The 17,321-nt window shown below is 64.0% G+C and carries 17 protein-coding genes; 6 read left to right on the forward strand and 11 right to left on the reverse strand.

The window, feature by feature from the left end; translation table 11 throughout:
* Positions 1–105: 105 nt before the first annotated feature.
* The 4 genes from lipA to sucB form a co-directional block, all read right to left on the reverse strand.
* Complete coding sequence (gene lipA, locus ACFRFQ_RS20775) at positions 106–1,116, reverse strand: lipoyl synthase (RefSeq protein WP_378661632.1); 1,011 nt, start codon at positions 1,114–1,116, stop codon at positions 106–108.
* A 51-nt stretch (positions 1,117–1,167) separates the two neighbouring features.
* Positions 1,168–1,929, reverse strand: coding sequence for a lipoyl(octanoyl) transferase LipB (lipB, locus tag ACFRFQ_RS20780; RefSeq protein WP_378661635.1), 762 nt, complete (start codon positions 1,927–1,929; stop codon positions 1,168–1,170).
* A gap of 29 nt (positions 1,930–1,958) precedes the next feature.
* Complete coding sequence (locus tag ACFRFQ_RS20785) at positions 1,959–2,846, reverse strand: TIGR01777 family oxidoreductase (RefSeq protein WP_378661637.1); 888 nt, start codon at positions 2,844–2,846, stop codon at positions 1,959–1,961.
* A gap of 108 nt (positions 2,847–2,954) precedes the next feature.
* The gene (sucB, locus tag ACFRFQ_RS20790) at positions 2,955–4,706 is read right to left on the reverse strand and encodes a 2-oxoglutarate dehydrogenase, E2 component, dihydrolipoamide succinyltransferase (RefSeq protein ID WP_378661640.1); all 1,752 of its coding nucleotides are present in this window, start codon (positions 4,704–4,706) and stop codon (positions 2,955–2,957) included.
* 352 nt (positions 4,707–5,058) lie between these two features.
* Between sucB and ACFRFQ_RS20795 the strand changes: the two genes are divergently transcribed.
* Complete coding sequence (locus ACFRFQ_RS20795) at positions 5,059–5,409, forward strand: oxidoreductase (RefSeq protein ID WP_378661643.1); 351 nt, start codon at positions 5,059–5,061, stop codon at positions 5,407–5,409.
* Positions 5,410–5,465: 56 nt separating this feature from the next.
* On the opposite strand, the gene ACFRFQ_RS20800 is transcribed toward ACFRFQ_RS20795, so the two are convergent.
* Positions 5,466–6,983, reverse strand: coding sequence for a leucyl aminopeptidase (locus ACFRFQ_RS20800; RefSeq protein WP_378661646.1), 1,518 nt, complete (start codon positions 6,981–6,983; stop codon positions 5,466–5,468).
* Positions 6,984–7,117: 134 nt separating this feature from the next.
* Between ACFRFQ_RS20800 and gcvT the strand changes: the two genes are divergently transcribed.
* Positions 7,118–8,218 (forward strand): glycine cleavage system aminomethyltransferase GcvT, encoded by a 1,101-nt coding sequence (gene gcvT, locus ACFRFQ_RS20805; protein ID WP_378661649.1) that lies wholly within the window; start codon positions 7,118–7,120, stop codon positions 8,216–8,218.
* 32 nt (positions 8,219–8,250) lie between these two features.
* Positions 8,251–9,354 carry a branched-chain amino acid aminotransferase gene (locus ACFRFQ_RS20810; protein WP_378661652.1) on the forward strand — a complete coding sequence of 368 codons (1,104 nt, stop codon included), beginning with the start codon at positions 8,251–8,253 and terminating at the stop codon, positions 9,352–9,354.
* On the opposite strand, the gene ACFRFQ_RS20815 is transcribed toward ACFRFQ_RS20810, so the two are convergent.
* From ACFRFQ_RS20815 to ACFRFQ_RS20840, 6 genes are all read right to left on the reverse strand, one after another.
* Entirely contained in the window at positions 9,348–10,166 is an 819-nt protein-coding gene (locus ACFRFQ_RS20815; RefSeq protein ID WP_378661655.1) for a dienelactone hydrolase family protein, read from the reverse strand. The genes ACFRFQ_RS20810 and ACFRFQ_RS20815 overlap by 7 nt on opposite strands.
* Positions 10,167–10,295: 129 nt before the next feature.
* Entirely contained in the window at positions 10,296–11,276 is a 981-nt protein-coding gene (locus ACFRFQ_RS20820; protein ID WP_378661658.1) for a GlxA family transcriptional regulator, read from the reverse strand.
* Positions 11,277–11,285: 9 nt separating this feature from the next.
* The gene (locus ACFRFQ_RS20825) at positions 11,286–12,053 is read right to left on the reverse strand and encodes an adenosylcobinamide-GDP ribazoletransferase (protein WP_378661661.1); all 768 of its coding nucleotides are present in this window, start codon (positions 12,051–12,053) and stop codon (positions 11,286–11,288) included.
* Between the two features lie 2 nt (positions 12,054–12,055).
* Positions 12,056–13,210 (reverse strand): nicotinate-nucleotide--dimethylbenzimidazole phosphoribosyltransferase, encoded by a 1,155-nt coding sequence (cobT, locus tag ACFRFQ_RS20830; RefSeq protein WP_378661664.1) that lies wholly within the window; start codon positions 13,208–13,210, stop codon positions 12,056–12,058.
* Positions 13,211–13,241: 31 nt separating this feature from the next.
* The gene (gene cobU, locus ACFRFQ_RS20835) at positions 13,242–13,793 is read right to left on the reverse strand and encodes a bifunctional adenosylcobinamide kinase/adenosylcobinamide-phosphate guanylyltransferase (RefSeq protein WP_378661667.1); all 552 of its coding nucleotides are present in this window, start codon (positions 13,791–13,793) and stop codon (positions 13,242–13,244) included.
* Between the two features lie 2 nt (positions 13,794–13,795).
* Positions 13,796–14,452, reverse strand: a complete 657-nt coding sequence (locus tag ACFRFQ_RS20840; protein WP_378661670.1) for a DUF3043 domain-containing protein — start codon at positions 14,450–14,452, stop codon at positions 13,796–13,798.
* A 101-nt stretch (positions 14,453–14,553) separates the two neighbouring features.
* Between ACFRFQ_RS20840 and ACFRFQ_RS20845 the strand changes: the two genes are divergently transcribed.
* The 3 genes from ACFRFQ_RS20845 (at position 14,554) to ACFRFQ_RS20855 (ending at position 17,203) form a co-directional block, all read left to right on the forward strand.
* Positions 14,554–15,615 carry a glycerate kinase gene (locus tag ACFRFQ_RS20845; RefSeq protein ID WP_378661673.1) on the forward strand — a complete coding sequence of 354 codons (1,062 nt, stop codon included), beginning with the start codon at positions 14,554–14,556 and terminating at the stop codon, positions 15,613–15,615.
* A gap of 142 nt (positions 15,616–15,757) precedes the next feature.
* Positions 15,758–16,108 (forward strand): HesB/IscA family protein, encoded by a 351-nt coding sequence (locus ACFRFQ_RS20850; RefSeq protein WP_378661676.1) that lies wholly within the window; start codon positions 15,758–15,760, stop codon positions 16,106–16,108.
* A 120-nt stretch (positions 16,109–16,228) separates the two neighbouring features.
* Entirely contained in the window at positions 16,229–17,203 is a 975-nt protein-coding gene (locus ACFRFQ_RS20855) for a carbohydrate kinase family protein (protein WP_378661678.1), read from the forward strand.
* The last annotated feature ends 118 nt before the right edge of the window (positions 17,204–17,321 follow it).

The following is a 17,321-nucleotide window of genomic DNA, read 5'->3' on the forward strand; positions in this document are numbered from 1 at the left end:
CGCAAAACCCTTGAATGGGATACTCCGTTGGAAAGGTTTCGCACATCGCTCGTTGCGTCAACCACGTGAGCCCGACGTTAATAAAGGCGCACAGCAAAAAGTGGATCAGCGATTCAGGCGTGCCATGAGCGAGCTGGCTTCCTGGGAAGCGTCTCCGCCCTCGGTGAGATGGCGCTGCGCTTCGGGGAGTTCGCGGCCGTGATGGGCCATGGCCTGCGCATACAGGCGTCCGGCGCGGTACGACGAGCGGACGAGCGGTCCGGCCATGACGCCGGCGAATCCCATTTCTTCGGCTGCCTTGGAGTGCTCGACGAACTCTTCGGGCTTGACCCACCGCTCGACCGGGTGGTGCCGCGGTGAGGGGCGCAGGTACTGGGTGATGGTGAGGATGTCGCAACCGGCGGCGTGCAGGTCGGCCATCGCCTCGGTGACCTCTTCGGGGGTCTCGCCCATGCCGAGGATGAGGTTGGACTTGGTGACCAGTCCGTATTCGCGGGCTGCGGTGATGACGTCGAGGCTGCGCTGGTAGCGGAACGCGGGACGGATTCGCTTGAAGATGCGGGGGACGGTCTCGAGGTTGTGTGCGAGTACTTCGGGGCGGGAGGCGAAGACCTCGTCGAGAAGTTCGGGTTTGCCGTTGAAGTCCGGCACCAGGTTCTCGACGCCGGTGCCCGGGTTGAGTTCGTGGATCTTGCGGACGGTTTCGGCGTAGAGCCAGGCGCCGCCGTCGGGGAGGTCGTCGCGGGCGACGCCGGTGATGGTGGAGTACCGAAGTCCCATGGCCTGAACGCTTTCGGCGACGCGACGCGGTTCGTCGCGGTCGAGGGCTTCGGGTTTGCCGGTGTCGATCTGGCAGAAGTCGCAGCGGCGTGTGCACTGTTCGCCGCCGATGAGGAAGGTGGCTTCGCGGTCTTCCCAGCATTCGTAGATGTTGGGGCAGCCTGCTTCTTCGCAGACGGTGTGCAACCCTTCACGCTTGACCAGGCCCTTGAGTTCCGAGTACTCGGGGCCCATCTTTGCTCTGGTCTTGATCCAGTTGGGTTTGCGTTCGATGGGCGTCTCCGCGTTTCGGATCTCGAGACGGAGCAGCTTACGTCCTTCTGGGGCGATAGTCACGGAGATGATCCTACGCCCGGTGATTACTGCAACGGGGTTCGGGCGAGCGCGTCAGCTGTACTGAACGGTAGTAAAAGTCGGCGTAGGTGAGGCCTTCTCGAAGGTGACGCGTTCGATGTCCCGCACCGTGACCGGCAGGTTGCCGTCCAGCGCAGCGATGATCGCTTCGGTGACCGCCGGGGTGACCTCGGAAACGGTGACGTCTCGACCGAGCTCCTGCGACAGCGTCGTCACTCCGGCGTCGCGGATGCCACACGGAATGATGTTGTCGAATCCGGTCAGGACCGAGTTGCAGTTCAGTGCAAAACCGTGCAGCGCGACGCCACGTTGGACGCGAACGCCGATGGCGGAAACCTTGCGTTCGGGCTTCCACTGGCCGCCGGACAGTTCAGCGGGCAGCCAGACACCGGAGCGGCCGTCGATTCTGCCGCACGTCAAACCCATGTCGGTGCAGACCGTGATCAGTGCTTCTTCGATGAGCCGGACATAGCGCACCACGTCGACGGGTTCGGCGAGCTTCACGATCGGGTACCCGACCAGCTGACCCGGCCCGTGCCACGTGATTTTTCCGCCGCGATCGACATCGATGACGGGAGTGCCGTCGACGGGGCGATCCGCGGGTTCCGTGCGTCGTCCCGCCGTGTACACCGGAGGATGCTCGAGCAAGAGCAGCCTGTCTTGTCCGACGTTGTCCGCACGCTCCGCGGCCAGTTCACGCTGGCGATCCCACGCCGCTGTGTAGTCGATCAATCCGAGGTTGTCGACGACGATCGGCAGTTGTGACAATCGTGCGGATCCGGCAGCGCTACTCATGGCACTAGAGATTACGCCCGAATGCGAAGTCAATTCAGTGCGGCCGCCAGTGCTTCACCGATTGTGTTGTGGCGGAACGTGAATCCAGCATTTTCGAGCGCCGACGGTATAGCCCGTTGGCCGCCGAGGATGCCACTTTTCGCGAACTCGCCGATCAGCGCTTCGAGAGCGAAACCCGGAACGATCCAGGGCGCCGGGCGATGCATGATCCGCGACATCGCGTCGTTGAACTGAGCATTGGTGACCGGTGCCGGCCCGGTGAGATTGACCGGTCCGGAGAGTGCGGAATTGGTGAGGGCGAATTTGATTGCGTTGCACTCGTCTTCGAGTGATATCCACGGAAAGTACTGGCGACCGTTGCCCAACCGTCCGCCGAGGCCCAGTGAATAGATCCGCCGCAGACGCCCGAGCATTCCGCCATGCGGTGAGAGCACAACGCCCGAGCGCAGATTGACCACCCGAGCGCCGCCTTTGCGGGCCGGTTCGGTGGCCAGTTCCCAGTCACGACACGTCGTCGCCAGGAAATCGGTGCCGGCGGGCGAGTCCTCGTCGACGATGCGGTCGCCGGTATCGCCGTAGTAGCCCACTGCGCTGGCATTGGCGAGAACCGGAATCTTTGCACTGACAACGGCGTCCGCGAGTACGTCCGTCGCACTGATGCGACTGTCACGAATCTCTTGCTTGTAGGAACCGGACCACCGTTTGTCGCCGATGCCGACGCCACAGAGATTGACCACGGCATCAACACCGTGCAGCACCGATGTGTCCAGGCGGTCACGATTGGGGTCCCACCGGGACTCGTCGGGACCGGTGGTCGGGCGACGCACCAGGCGCACCACATCGTGGTTGTCCGAGCGCAACGACGACACCAAGGCCGTTCCGATCAGACCGGACGAACCGGCTACGACTACTCGCATTCGGAAAATGCCTCCTTCGATCCAGTGGGCTTCTCTTTACGACCGTACTGAAAAAGCCGGGGCGCCACCTCCTGATGGAGATGGCGCCCCGGCCGAAACACAGCGTGCTTACAGGCCCAGATCAGCTTCGAACGAGGCTTCTTCCAACCGCTGCTTGACAGTGGTGAGGAATCGGCCGGCGTCGGCGCCGTCCACCAGACGGTGGTCGTAGGTCAGCGGCAAGTAGATCATCGAACGAACACCGATGGACTCGTTGCCGTTTTCGTCGGTGACCACCATCGGACGCTTCACGATCGCGCCGGTTCCGAGCATGGCTGCCTGCGGCGGGACCAGGATCGGGGTGTCGAACAGCGCGCCCTGGCTGCCGATGTTGGTGATCGTGAACGTTCCACCGGACAACTCGTCCGGCTTCAGTCCACCCGAACGCGCACGCTTCGCGATGTCCGCGATAGCGCGAGCGATGCCGGCCAAGCCGAGGTCACCGGCATTGTGGATGACGGGAGACAGCAGGCCCTGATCGGTGTCGACTGCGATTCCGAGGTGCTCGGAGTCGTAGTACGTGATCTGCTTTGCCGTCTCGTCGTAGCTGGCATTGATGTTGGGGTGCGACTTCAATGCCTCGACAACTGCCTTGGCGAAGAACGGGAGGAACGTCAAGTTGACGCCTTCGCGCTCGATGAAGCCGGCCTTGGCACGGGCACGCAGCGCGACGATCTTGGTGACATCCACCTCGAAGGTCTGTGTGAGCTGCGCCGTGGTCTGCAGCGATTCACGGGTCTTGGTGGCCGTGATCTGGCGGATCCGGTTGGCCTTCTGCGTTGTTCCGCGCAGATGAGCCAGCTCGGGGCGGACGCCGGCGGCTGCCTTCGCTGCCGGAGCGGCTGCAGCAGCGGCGGGTGCTGCCGGGGCAGCGGCGGCCGGAGCCTTCTTGGCTTCCGCGGCGGCAAGGACGTCCTGCTTACGGATGCGTCCACCGACGCCGGTGCCGGTGACGGTGGCGAGGTCGACGCCATTGTCATTGGCAAGCTTGCGCACCAACGGGGTGACGTACGGGCTGCTGTCACCCGATGCCGCAGGTGCAGCGGGTGCTGCGGGAGCAGCAGGCGCGGGAGCCGGGGTTGCCGGAGCCTGTGCAGGTGCGGGGGCTGCGGGAGCCGGTGTAGGTGCGGGGGCTTGTGCCTTGGGCGCGGGAGCCGCTGCCGGAGCCGGTGCGGACGGAGCGGGTGCCGCCGGTGCTGCAGCCGCGGGGGTGCCGGAGCCGATGACAGCCAACTGGCCGCCGATGTCTACGGTGTCGTCTTCCTGCGCACTGATCTCGAGAAGAATTCCGGCAACAGGCGACGGGATCTCCGTGTCGACCTTGTCGGTGGAAACCTCGAGAAGCGGTTCGTCGACGGCAACTTCATCGCCCACGGCCTTGAGCCAACGGGTGACGGTTCCTTCGGTGACGGACTCGCCGAGGGCGGGCATCGTCACGGGGGTGCCTTCGGCTCCGCTGCTGGGAGCAGCTGCCGGTGCTTCTGCAGCCGGTGCGGGAGCTGCTTCTGCAGCCGGTGCGGGAGCTGCTTCTTCTGCCGGTGCTTCGGCGGCGGGCGCGGGCGCCGCTGCGGCAGGCGCTTCACCGGCTTCGCCGATGACGGCGAGTTCGCCACCGATATCCACGGTGTCGTCTTCCTGCGCGACAATCTTTGTCAGGACGCCGGCGACTGGAGACGGGATCTCGGTGTCGACCTTGTCCGTGGAGACTTCGAGCAAGGGTTCGTCGACTTCGACCGTGTCTCCTTCCTGCTTGAGCCACCGTGTGACAGTTCCCTCGGTGACGCTCTCACCTAGGGCTGGCATCTGGACGGAGAAGGCCATGTCTTTTGACTCCTCGACAGTTGTGTTCGGGTTGTTTAATTTGTCGACTTGTGGTCGTTAATGCGTTGTGCTCGAGTTGCGCGCGACGTGCGGCTACTTGTAGCTATTTTGCCGATGTCGACGCGCAGGCGCGGCGTCACCGTCGTTCATCTTTCCATTGATACGCCGGGCGCGTCCGCTGAGGGGGATGCCGCCGGTGTTCGGTGTGTCGCTACCGGTCAGTAGGTAGCAGGTGTAACGCGTGAATGGGACCAAACGGTATGTCTCTTGCCGGTCGCTGCGGTTGAACGCTGGCAAACTTGACATACGGCCGGGGTTCTACCGCGGTCCCGGCACCGAGGAGGATCCACGCGTGGGATTGTTCGATCGATTCAAACGCCGACCCAGTGCAGCGCATCTGGCAGCCCAGGGCGATGCAGAGCACCTGGCCAACTGGGCTCACGCGCACGAAGGCGTCGAGGCCTTCGTGGAGCCGGAAACAACCGTCACCGAGGTCACAGTCGTGCTCGTCGACAAGTACGGGGAATGGACGCGTCGCCGGGTGGGTGGTGAGCGTGGTGCCCGCAAATTAGGTCAGGATCTGAAGATTCCCGTCTACGACGTACGTAAAACTGGATATCCGCAGCGTATGCGCGATCACGACGAGCGTCAGCGCATCGAACGCAAGCGTGCTCGCACGGAAGAATTGAGGGACGGGAGCTGAATGTGCTGTGCGCCTTTGTTAACCGCGGGCGGTTAACAAAGGCGCACAGCAAAAGGCTAGCCGTTAACCGAAATGTCCTCGAGGACCGAAATCATCGTGCGAACCGGAACGCCCGTGCCGCCCTTGCCCGTGTAACCCCACGGACCGGCGGTGTTGTAGGCCGGCCCGGCAACGTCGATGTGCGCCCACTGCACACCCTCGGGAACAAATTCCTTCAGGTAGTGAGCTGCCGCGAGCATGCCGCCCCAACGGTGGGGAGTGACGTTTGCCATGTCGGCAACCTTGGAATCGAGGTCGCCGCGCAGTTCTTCCGGCAGCGGCATCGCCCAGGCGTTCTCGCCGATGCTCTGGGAGATGGATGCAACGCGGTCACGGAATTCGTCGGTTCCCATGACGCCGGGAGTGCGGTTGCCGAGGGCGACCATCTGCGCACCGGTCAAGGTTGCGGTGTCGATCATGTAGTCGGGGTTGTCTTCGCCGGCGCGGACCATGGCGTCGGCGAGGACCAAACGGCCCTCGGCATCGGTGTTGATGACCTCGACGGTGATTCCGCCGTACTGCGTCAGTACGTCGCCGGGACGCTGCGCGGTGGCTGACGGCATGTTCTCCGCCATCGGGATGTAGGCGACGACATTGACCGGCAGGCCGAGCTTGGCAGCAAGAACCACGGTGGCGATGACAGCTGCTGCGCCGCCCATGTCGGAGGTCATGTTCTCCATGCCGGCGGCCGGCTTGATGGAGATTCCGCCGGTGTCGAATGTGATGCCCTTGCCGACGAGCGCAACCTTGGATGCGCCGCGCTTCTTCGACGCGTATTCCATCCGGACGAGTCGAGGCTGGCGTGACGATCCCTTGCCGACGCCGAGGATTCCGCCGTACCCGCCCTTCGCGAGTGCTTTCTCATCCAGGATCTGAACGGTCAGCCCTGCTTCGATGCCCAGTGCTTTGGCGCGGTTCGCGAACTCAGCCGGGTAGAGGTGGCTGGGGGGAGTGTTGACGAATTCGCGTGCCGTGGCGACTGCCTCGGCGATAGCGGCCGACCGCGTCAAAGTCGCTTTGGTTTCCTTGGTGCGCGGCGACGGAACAAGGAGTTCGACGCGAGCGAGCGGCTGAGCGTCGGGGCCCGGAGCGGACTTCGACGACTTGAATTCGGTGAAGGTGTAGGCGCCGAGCGCAAATCCTTCGACTGTGGCGGCGAGGTCGAGGACGGACAGCGTCGTTGCTGCGGTGTCGATTCCCGACAGTGAGCGTGCTGCGGCGCCGGCCGACTTACGGATTTGTTCGCTGCCCAGCTTCTCAGCCGAGCCGAGTCCGACGGCGAGGACACTGACCACGGGGAGGTCGCTCGGCGCGGGGATGCGAGTGAGCTGCTCCGGCTTTCCGGTGGCGCCGACGGCGATGAGGCTGTCGAGTACCTCGGCCAGAATGTCCTCGTCGACGATGCCTTCGCTGAGTGCGAGTTCGGGGCCGTCGGGACCCGATGTGAGACCGACCACCAATACGTCGGCGCGCTTGCCGAGCTTTCCGGCGAGAACCAGGTCGGGTCCCAATGATCGGGCTGTACGAGTGCTCAAGATGTCTCCTGCGTGGTGAGTGTGCGATGCGTCCGGTTCGGGCGGACGCCTGAGTTGATGGTAGGCCCACACGTCCCCGGTGCGCGTCTGCGGCGAACATGTTTCGTCGACGGAAGTCCGATAGGTTGTGGGCCATGACCGACGAACAACTCTTGCAGGGTCCGATCCACGCTGTGCACGTCGAATTGGGTGCGACGTTTGCCCCGTTCGGTGGCTGGCAGATGCCGGTGTCGTACGCCGGCGTCGTGGCCGAACACACTTCTGTCCGTGAGAATGTCGGCTTGTTCGACGTCAGTCACCTCGGCAAGGCCGTGGTGCGCGGCACCGGTGCCGCAGAGTTCGTGAATGCGGCGCTGACCAACGATTTGGGCAAGATCGGTCCGGGTAAGGCGCAATACACGTTGTGCTGCAACGAGTCCGGTGGCGTCATCGACGATCTGATCGTCTACTACGTCAACGACGAGGAGATCTTCCTCGTGCCGAATGCGGCAAACACGGCAGACGTTGTCGCAGCGATGGTGGCGCTCGCGCCGGAGGGAATCACCATCGAAGATCAGCATCGTGAGTACGGCGTGCTGGCCGTGCAGGGGCCGAAGTCGGTTGACGTCCTGACAGCGCTGGGTTTGCCCACCGACATCGAGTACATGGCATTCGAGGATGCCGAGTGGAAGGGTGTACCGGTTCGCGTGTGTCGCAGTGGCTACACGGGCGAGATCGGCTACGAACTTCTGCCGCGATGGGCCGACAGTGAGCCGCTCTTCCGCGCGCTCCTCGAGGTTGTCGAGGCTCAGGGTGGGCAGGCCGCCGGTCTAGGAGCGCGCGACACGCTGCGTACCGAGATGGGGTATCCGCTGCACGGACATGAGCTTTCGCTCGAGATTTCACCCCTCGAAGCTCGCTGCGGCTGGGCTGTCGGCTGGAAGAAGCCCACGTTCTGGGGCAAGGAAACCCTGGTCGACGAGAAGGCTGCCGGCCCCGCACGCAAGTTGTGGGGAATCAAGGCACTCGACCGTGGTGTGCTGCGTGCGGGACTGAGTGTTCTGCGTGACGGCGAACCGGTGGGGGAGACCACGTCCGGAACGTTCTCGCCGACGCTCAAGGTCGGAATTGCGTTGGCGCTTCTCGATTCCGGTGTGGGAATCGCGGCCGGTGACGAGATCGAGGTCGACGTCCGTGGGCGCGCGCTTCGGTGTGTTGTCGTGTCGCCTCCGTTTGTGGAGACCAGCACCAAGTAAGGGGATTGTGCGCGTTCGATAGGATTGCGGCCATGACTGGTGCCGCCAATTTCGTTCGTGTCCAGAGCTCGACCCCGAAGTCCGACGCCGAGCGCCGTGACATCTTGGCGGCGCCCGGTTTCGGGAAGTACTTCACCGATCACATGGTCTCCATCGACTACGCCGAGGGCAAGGGCTGGTATAACGCTCAGGTGTTGCCGTACGGAAACATCGAACTCGACCCCGCGGCCATGGTCCTGCACTACGGTCAGGCCATCTTCGAAGGGCTCAAGGCCTACCGCCAGCCGAGCGGCGACATCAGCTCGTTCCGCGTCGAGGCCAATGCCGAGCGGTTCGCGGCTTCGGCCCGTCGGCTCGCGATGCCCGAGTTGCCGACCGAGATGTTCGTGGACTCCATCACCGAGTTGGTCGACGTCGACATCGAGTGGGTTCCGGCGGCGGGCGGCGAAGACGCCCTGTACCTGCGTCCGTTCATGTTCTCGACCGAAGCCGGTCTCGGTGTGCGTCCCGCCAAGGAATACCGCTACCTGCTGATCGCGTCACCGGCCGGCGCGTACTTCCCGCGCGGGGTCAAGCCGGTCAGTGTGTGGCTGTCCACCGAATACGTGCGCGCCGCTCCAGGTGGAACGGGCGCGGCCAAGTTCGCGGGTAACTACGCGGCATCACTGCTTGCCCAGGCTCAGGCTGCTGACGAAGGCTGCGACCAGGTGGTGTGGCTCGACGCGATCGAGCGCACCTACGTCGAGGAAATGGGAGGCATGAACCTGTTCTTCGTCTTCGGTTCCGGCCCCGATGCTCGCCTTGTCACGCCGTCGCTCTCGGGTTCGTTGCTGCCCGGTATCACCCGCAATTCACTGCTGACCCTGGCTGCCGACTCGGGCTTTGCCGTCGAAGAGCGCAAGATCAGCACCGACGAGTGGCGCACCAAGTGCAAGAGCGGTGAAATCACCGAGGTATTTGCTTGCGGCACAGCGGCAGTCATCACCCCCGTCGGACGCGTCAAGTCCGCCGAGGGTGAGTTCACCATCGCTGACGGCGAACCCGGCGAGGTCACCATGGCGCTGCGTGACACCCTCACCGGCATTCAGCGTGGCACCTTCGCCGACACGCACGGCTGGATGACCAAGCTTCACTGATCTCTGGCTTCCTCGAGCAATCGCTCACGGAAGAACTGCAGAATCTCGTCTCGTGCGATGGTGGTGGGCGATCCGGCCTCGTCGACGAGATGAGCCGTCACCACGCTGTGCGGATGGGCAATGACGTGTTCGAAGAACGGTGACGTTGCCGCGTTGGCCGCTTCGTCGGGCAGTACCTTCCCGACGAAGCGCTCGCCCAACGCCTTCGAGTAGGCCGCGAATCGCTGCGCGCGGCAGAACGGGTCGCCGTGAAAGCGGTAGGCAAGCACTGTGAGGTCTTCCGTGTCGAGCCTCGTGCGCACGGCTTCGAGTTCTTCGGGCCCACTGTCGGTTTCGCCTAGTCGATCGAGCGGTAGCGACGGCTGGGCGAGAACCGGCGCAATCACCGATGGTTCGAGCGTCATCGACAGCGCGAAGTTGCCGGTGAAGCACATTCCGATCACGCCGACTCCCGGTCCACCGCACTCCTCGTGGGCCGAAGCGGCGAGTGAACGCAGCCACCGGACCGCTGGACTCGGTTCGTCGGCGGCGAGCGCGCGGAACTCTGCGCTGACACAAGCTTTCTTGAAAACGGCGATCCCCTCGTCCACGGTGGGAACTGCGCCGTCACGGCCGAACAGCGACGGAACGAAGACCGTGAAACCGGCGTCGCGTACCCAGCGGGAGAATCGTGCAACCTGCGGGCTGATGCCCGGCATTTCCGGCATGACGATTACTGCGGGACCGCTGCCCGCGACGTACACGCATTTCGACACTCCGCCGATCGTGATCGTTCGACTGTCGAAGTCTTCGAGCGGATCGTCTTGTGTCATGCTCCGGTTCGGCACGGTGAGCCCTCCCAGTCGGTCGAAGTTTTTCCTCTGCACAGTCTTTCGGTGCGGGATCAACTGCGAAAGAGGGTGGTTCGCCACGTTTTCGGGCGGGCTCGCCACGCGTGCGACTCATGCGCCGTTGCGGAATCGCTTTCGATAGTCAGCCGGACTGATTCCGACACGGTCGGCGAACAGTCGACGGAAGGTTCCAGGATCCTGATAACCGATGTGCCCCAAGATCTTTCCAAGCGGCCAGTCGGTCGATTCCAAGAGCCGTTTAGCCTTTCGCACCCGTGCGCGCTGTAGGTAGGCGCGCGGCGACTCCCCGGTCTCGTCACGGAATTTCCGAAGCATTGTTCGTGTGCTCACGCGAAAAGCATCGGAGAGCAGATCCAAGTCGTAGGGCTCCGCTATCCGTTCGACCAACCAGCTTCCGACGTCCTCGGCAAACTGTGTGTGTTTCACGGGCAGCATCGAGTCGACAACGTAGGGAGATTGACTGGTTCGGTTCTCCGGCGCCAGAGCAATTCTTGCCGTCGTTCGCGCAACCTTGTCGCCGAGATGCTCGCGTACGAGTGCTGTTGCGAGATCGAGCGCTGCCGTGAACGCCGCAGTGGTGGTCACGCCGTCGTCATGGACGACCAGCGAGTCGGTTCGAACCGTCGCAGTGGGATAGCGACCTGCGAGGTCGGTGCCGTACAGCCACGACGTCGTACAGCGGCGTCCGTCGAGAAGTCCCGCCTCGCCGAGCAGATACGCGCCGACGCAGACTGACGACACCCGAACACCACGAGCCTCGCAGGTACGGATGAAGTCGATTTCTCGGTTCCACAGCGACAAGCGCGATGCCGGGTCTTCGGACGGTACGAGTTCGAACCCCGGCACCACCAGGTGGTCGATGTCGCGATGGCACTCCCGTGTGCCGATCGAAAATCCGCCTGCCGCAACGACGGGTGTGCCGGACACTGCGATGACCGATACCTGGAAGGGGTCGGTGGACGCTCTATCAGCGACTCCAGTGGCGACGCGATTCGCGATCAGGAGTAGGTCGGTGAAAACGAAGATCTCGGCCGCCAGGCAACTCTCGTACGCAAGGACTCCGACTCGCACGATGTCAGATCACAGTCCGAGAGTAAGGCCGACGGCAGTGATCGTCACGGTCGACTCCAGTGCAAATCCGAGGACATCGCCGTTGAGGCCACCGAACCGGCGGACGCAGTGACGCACGCACGCAATACTGATCAGCAGCGCCACCGCGGTCACGAGAGGGCCGAGCCACCATCGGTCCGTCACCAGAATCGACGCGGCAAGCAGGGGAGCGGTCCAGACGGCAGCGGCCCACCACGGCTGCGAATCTGCAACCAGCGCACCGAATCCGGTGGCGCTCGACGCGGGAATCCCTCGGCGGCAGGCGAAGACGACGGCAACGCGTCCCGCAGCAACGGCGACGACCACGCCGGCCCAGTGCGGCGGGGAGTCTGCGCCGGCCAAAACCCCGAAGGATGCTGCTTGCAGCCCAAGGACTATGAACAGCGCGGCAACTCCGAACGGCCCGGCGCCGCCGCTGTGCATGACCTCGCGCGCTCGCTCGGGTGGGCCGTAGCATCCCAAACCGTCGACGGTATCCGCGAGACCGTCGACATGCATACCGCGTGTTCCCAGCGCGAGCGCGCCCACTGTCAGTAAGCCCGCAAGGTAGGGGTTGAGGCCGATGCTGGTCGCGCCCCACAAGACTGCGACGGCAAAGGCCCCGAGTGCAATCCCGGTCAGAGGTGCAGCTGCGATAGCGCGCCGACCAGCGGTGCGGTCGATGTCGGACGGACCACGTACCGGCAGTACAGTCAGCCAGGAAAACGCCAGTGGCACACCGGAAAGCGCGCCGGCCACGGTCAGTCCGCCGTGTCTGTCTTGGTGAGATCGATCGCCTCGGGCTCATCGGCCTGCTTGCTGCCCTCGGTGCTGACGCCGGCTTCGCTGAACGTTGCCATCTTCGCGAGAACGGCCACCGCGCCCTGCAGGATCGGTAGAGCTGTCACTGCGCCTGAGCCTTCGCCGAGTCGCATGTCGAATTCGACGATCGGCGTCAGTCCCATGCGGGTCAAGGCAATGGTGTGGGCGGGTTCGGTGGAGCGGTGTCCGGCCACCCACCATTCCCGGGCGCCGAACGCCAACTCGTCGGCAGCCATAGCGGCAGCGGTCACTACAACGCCGTCGAGGATGACGGGGGTACGACGCGACGCAGCCTGGGCGAGGAAACCGGCCATCGCAGCAAGATCTGCGCCGGAAACCGTTCGCAGCAGCGCGACGGTATCGCGGACGTGTGGCCGGGCGCGGCGGAGCGCGTCACGGATGGCTGCGGTCTTGCGGATCCAGCCGGCGTCGTCGATGCCGGTGCCGCGGCCCACTGCTGCGACAGGCTCGGTGTCGGTCAGGGCCGCGATCAGTACCGTGGCAGGCGTCGTGTTGCCGATGCCCATGTCGCCGGCAATGAGAAGGTCTGCGCCCCCGTCGATTTCCTCGTCCGCGATAGCCCGGCCCGCTGCGATGGCCTGCAGAGTTTCCTCGTGGGTCATGGCGTCTTCGCGATCGATGGAACCGGAGGAGCGGCGCACCTTGTAGTTCGAGACCGCGGGATCGGTATCCACTTCCACCGCGATGTCGACAACGCGGACACTCGCGCCGGCAACCTCGGCGAGTACGTTCACCGCTGCGCCGCCGCCGAGGAAGTTGGCGACCATTTGCGCAGTCACCTCAGGCGGGTATGCCGAGACGCCGTTGCGGGCGATGCCGTGGTCGCCTGCGAATACAACCACGCGGGGTCGGGCGAAAGCATGTGGGGGACAAACGCCTTGGCATGCGGAAGCCCAGCCCGCGAGTGCCTCCAACCGGCCCAGCGATCCGGCCGGCTTGGTGAGGTCGAGTTGGCGGGCATCCGCGAGGGCCCGAACGTCGCGATCCGGCGGAGTAACCGGCTCGAACTCCGCGCTACTGACAGCCCCGCTACTGACAGCCGCGCTGCTGGTGGAGTTCGCTTCGGTGCTCACTTCGTGCCTTCCGGTTGTGCAACAGTAATTTTCACGCTGAGGGCTCTTTCAAGACGAGTGGAAGTCCTGCGACAACCAGCACGACACGATCGCATACTGCAGCGACGCGGGCATTGAGTGAGCCGATTTCGTCGCGGAACAATCGACCGGATCGGGTTTCCGGAATGACGGCCAGGCCGACTTCCGGGCTGACCAGGACCAGTGATCCGCGGTAATCGCGCACGCTCTCGATCAGTGCATCCACGGCGGGTGTGATGGTGCCGCGCGGTGCTTCCCAGGCATCGCGTCGATCGAATTCGCCGGTCAGCCAGGTACCAAGATCATCGACCAGGGTGTCCGTCGAATTGTCTTCACGGAGCGTGCGGTCGAGACCACCATCAGCCGCAGTCTCGACGGTCGACCAGTGCGTCGGCCGCCGGACTCGGTGCTGGTCGATGCGGCTTTCCCAGTCGGTGTCGGCGGGGTCGCGCCGAGCCGTGGCGACGTAGCGAACCGGTGATCCGGGAGAAAACAAAGCCTCGGCGTGCGCGGACTTACCTGACCGCGCGCCGCCGAGGACCAGAGTTCTGACAGGGTTCGACACGCTCAGATTGCGTCGCCGGGTCCCACGCGAGGCTTCGGCGCGCGAAGCTTGCGGATCTGCGATGCGCGAACGAACGCGTACCAACCGAGCTTGAATCCACCGTCGGTGCTGTCGGGGAAGCGCTCCGCGACGCGGTTGTTGATCGTGCGTCCCAGCCAAATTCCTTCGATGACCATGAAGACCATCATCACGAGCATGGCAAGGGTGACGATTGCCTGCAGCTGCGGCGTCACGAACATCGTCATGATCAGGATGAGCGCAAGTGGCATGAACAAGCCGACGAGGTTGCGGCGGGCGTCGATGAAGTCGCGAACGTACGCGCGGACGGGTCCCTTGTCGCGGGGGAGGAGGTACTTGTCCTCACCGGCGAGCATGCGCGCGCGACGGTCTGCCGACGAGGCGCGGCGCTCGGCAGCTTCGACCTTGCGCTCTTCCTTGGAGCCGCGTGTCGCTTTTCGGCGAGCGCGGGCTTCTTTGGACGTCAGCGGAGCCGGCGCAACCGGTCCACGCTTCTTGGCTTCGGCGTCGCGACGCTTGGGTGTGGGGCGACCCTTGCCCACCTGCTCGGTGGACGCCTCGTCAGAGGCTGAGGACGCCTCAGTGACCTCGACGTCATTTTTGTCGGAGTTGTCTGAGTCACCGCGGCGTAGCAATTTCACCCCTCCAGGCTATTGGATAAGTGCGTCCTCTGGGAAACCGACCTCGGTATTTCTGCTGATTGTGAAACATCTGCGACATCGACCGCCCCTACACTTCGCCCATGCGGGTAATAGTTGCTCCTGACTCCTTTGGTGACACCTTGACGGCGGGCGCCGCCGCACGCGCCATTTCAGACGGTTGGGGACAGGCGCGATCCGGCGACGAGATCATCTGCGCACCACAGTCGGACGGTGGCCCCGGATTTGTCGATGCCCTGGCCGTTTCAGGCGGAGAGATGCAGACAGCGCACGTCGCAGGCCCGCTGACGACCTCGGTCGACGCTTGGTGGCTCCTCGATTCGGAGACTGCCTACATCGAATCCGCCCAGGCCTGTGGACTTGCGCTACTCGGCGGCCCGCCAACCCGTGAGAGCGCACTCGCGGCGCACAGTCGCGGCGTCGGGGACTTGATCGTCGCAGCTCTGGACGCAGGCGCAACGAAGATCGTCATCGGACTCGGTGGAAGTTGCTGCACCGACGGTGGGCGCGGACTTGTCGACGCATTGGGTGGGGTGCAGTCTGCCCGCGATGCCCTGAGAGGCATCGACCTGATCGCCGCCACCGATGTCGAGAACCCACTATTGGGCGAGATCGGCGCGGCCGCGGTGTTCGGGCCGCAAAAGGGAGCAGACGGCAGCGCTATCGAGATCCTGGAACAACAAAACCGGGAGTGGGCCTCGACCCTGGAAAACGGAGTCTGCCGATCCGTCGCTGAGTTGCCGGGCGCGGGTGCGGCAGGGGGAATCGGCGCCGCGCTCTTTGCCATGGGCGCCGACCGCCGCTCCGGAGCGGAAGTGGTGGCGGAGCGGACCGACCAGGTGGAACTTCTACAGACAGCCGATCTGGTCATCACCGGCGAAGGAAAATTCGACAGCCAATCGCTGCGCGGAAAACTGGTGACGGCTATCGCGGCCGCTAGTGCGTCGTACGGCGTGCCGACGCTTGTTCTGGCCGGTCAGGTCGAACTTTCAGCGTCCGAGTACGAGGGCTTCGGGATAGTCGGCGCTGAATCCGTCACCGACTTCGCCGGATCGGTCGAGGACGCCATGCGCGACGCATCGACCCACCTGCGCGGACTGGCCGTCGATACCGCGCGTGAGTGGAGCATCTGGCGACACCGGTGAACGCAGCGAAGGCGTCGTTGCCGACGGGCGCGGAAAGGTTAGGATGAAGACGAATCGCACACGGTAGGAACTGGCGGGAATAAGTCGGCAGAGGCGTACCGTTGAAGCGTTCACGGGTTGGTATGAACATTAGGGAGAGCCCATGACTGTGCAGAACGAGACCGCCACCCACGGCGTCACGATGACCGAGTCCGCGTCCGCCAAGGCGAAGGCACTCTTCGATCAGGAAGGTCGCGACGACCTCGCACTGCGTATTGCAGTGCAGCCGGGCGGCTGTGCCGGACTGAAGTACCAGCTGTTCTTCGACGACCGGACCCTCGACGGCGACCTCACCGTCAACTTCAACGGCGTCAACCTGGTTGTCGACCGGATGAGTGCACCGTACGTCGAAGGTGCATCCATCGATTTCCTCGACACCATCGAGCAGCAGGGCTTCTCGATCGACAACCCCAACGCCACGGGCTCTTGCGCCTGCGGCGACTCGTTCAACTGAGTCGAGTCGATCACAATTTCAGACACAACAACTGACGCGGAACCGGAAATCGGTTCCGCGTCAGTTGTATGAATTCTTCGAAAACACATTCCACTCACTTTCGCTGAAAGGCCTCGATCCGTGACTATTGCGGTAACCGGTTCCATTGCCACCGACCATCTGATGCGTTTCCCCGGCCGCTTCGCAGATCAGCTGCTCGCCGACCAGCTTGCGCACATCTCGCTGAGCTTCCTGGTGGACGACCTCGTCATTCGTCGCGGCGGAGTCGGTGGAAACATCGCGTACGCGATGGGTGTTCTCGGTGGATCGCCGCTGCTGGTCGGTGCTGTCGGCGCCGACTTCGCGGAATACCGCACGTGGCTCGAGGACAACGGTGTCGATTGCAGTGCGGTCCGGATCTCCGACACAGCGCATACGGCGCGTTTTGTGTGCACCACGGACGAGGACATGGCGCAGATCGCGTCGTTCTACCCCGGAGCGATGAGCGAAGCGCGTGACATCGAACTCGCGGCCGTAGCCAAGACGGCCGGTGCACTCGATCTGGTCTTGATCGGTGCCAACGATCCCGAGGCCATGGTCCGCCACACCGAGGAATGCCGTGAGCTCGGAATTCCGTTTGCCGCCGATCCGTCCCAGCAGCTTGCACGCCTGTCGGGAGAGGAAGCCAAGGCACTGATCCACGGCGCCAAGTACCTCTTCACCAACGAATACGAGTGGGGACTGCTCCAGCAGAAGACGGACCTGAGCGAGGAAGAGATTCGCGCGCAGGTTGGTATCCGCGTCACGACGCTCGGCTCGAAGGGCGTCGAAATCGTTGACGGCGAGGGCAATTGGGTACGCGTCGACGTTGTGCCCGAAACCGGCAAGGTTGATCCGACGGGTGTCGGCGACGCTTTCCGTGCCGGTTTCCTGCTTGCCCACGGCGCCGGACTGAGCTTCGAGCGCGCCGCACAGTTGGGCTCACTCGTGGCCGTGCTGGTCCTCGAGACCATCGGAACGCAGGAGTGGGTGTTCAATCGCGACGAGGCGCTCAAGCGTCTCACCGATGCCTACGGAAGCGCCGCGGCAGACGAGATCGCGACGATCCTGCCTTAGGGGCAAGCATCAGGGGTGGGGGGTTGGGGGGGTGGTGAGAGCGGAAAAAACACACCACCATCACGTACAACCCTATCTGGTGAGCGGTGCGACGGTGGTGGTTGTTTGGGTGGGTCAG

Origin of the sequence: Rhodococcus sp. NPDC056743 (genome assembly GCF_042790355.1) — a bacterium.
Classification (GTDB): domain Bacteria; phylum Actinomycetota; class Actinomycetes; order Mycobacteriales; family Mycobacteriaceae; genus Rhodococcus_F.

Excerpts from the sequence above, each read along its gene's own strand:
- lipB (WP_378661635.1), bottom strand. The coding sequence starts at position 1,929 with ATGAGTAGCGCTGCCGGATCCGCACGATTGTCACAACTGCCGATCGTC.
- ACFRFQ_RS20785 (WP_378661637.1), bottom strand. The coding sequence starts at position 2,846 with ATGCGAGTAGTCGTAGCCGGTTCGTCCGGTCTGATCGGAACGGCCTTG.
- sucB (WP_378661640.1), bottom strand. The coding sequence starts at position 4,706 with ATGGCCTTCTCCGTCCAGATGCCAGCCCTAGGTGAGAGCGTCACCGAG.
- gcvT (WP_378661649.1), top strand. The coding sequence starts at position 7,118 with ATGACCGACGAACAACTCTTGCAGGGTCCGATCCACGCTGTGCACGTC.
- ACFRFQ_RS20810 (WP_378661652.1), top strand. The coding sequence starts at position 8,251 with ATGACTGGTGCCGCCAATTTCGTTCGTGTCCAGAGCTCGACCCCGAAG.
- ACFRFQ_RS20815 (WP_378661655.1), bottom strand. The coding sequence starts at position 10,166 with ATGACACAAGACGATCCGCTCGAAGACTTCGACAGTCGAACGATCACG.
- ACFRFQ_RS20845 (WP_378661673.1), top strand. The coding sequence starts at position 14,554 with ATGCGGGTAATAGTTGCTCCTGACTCCTTTGGTGACACCTTGACGGCG.
- ACFRFQ_RS20850 (WP_378661676.1), top strand. The coding sequence starts at position 15,758 with ATGACTGTGCAGAACGAGACCGCCACCCACGGCGTCACGATGACCGAG.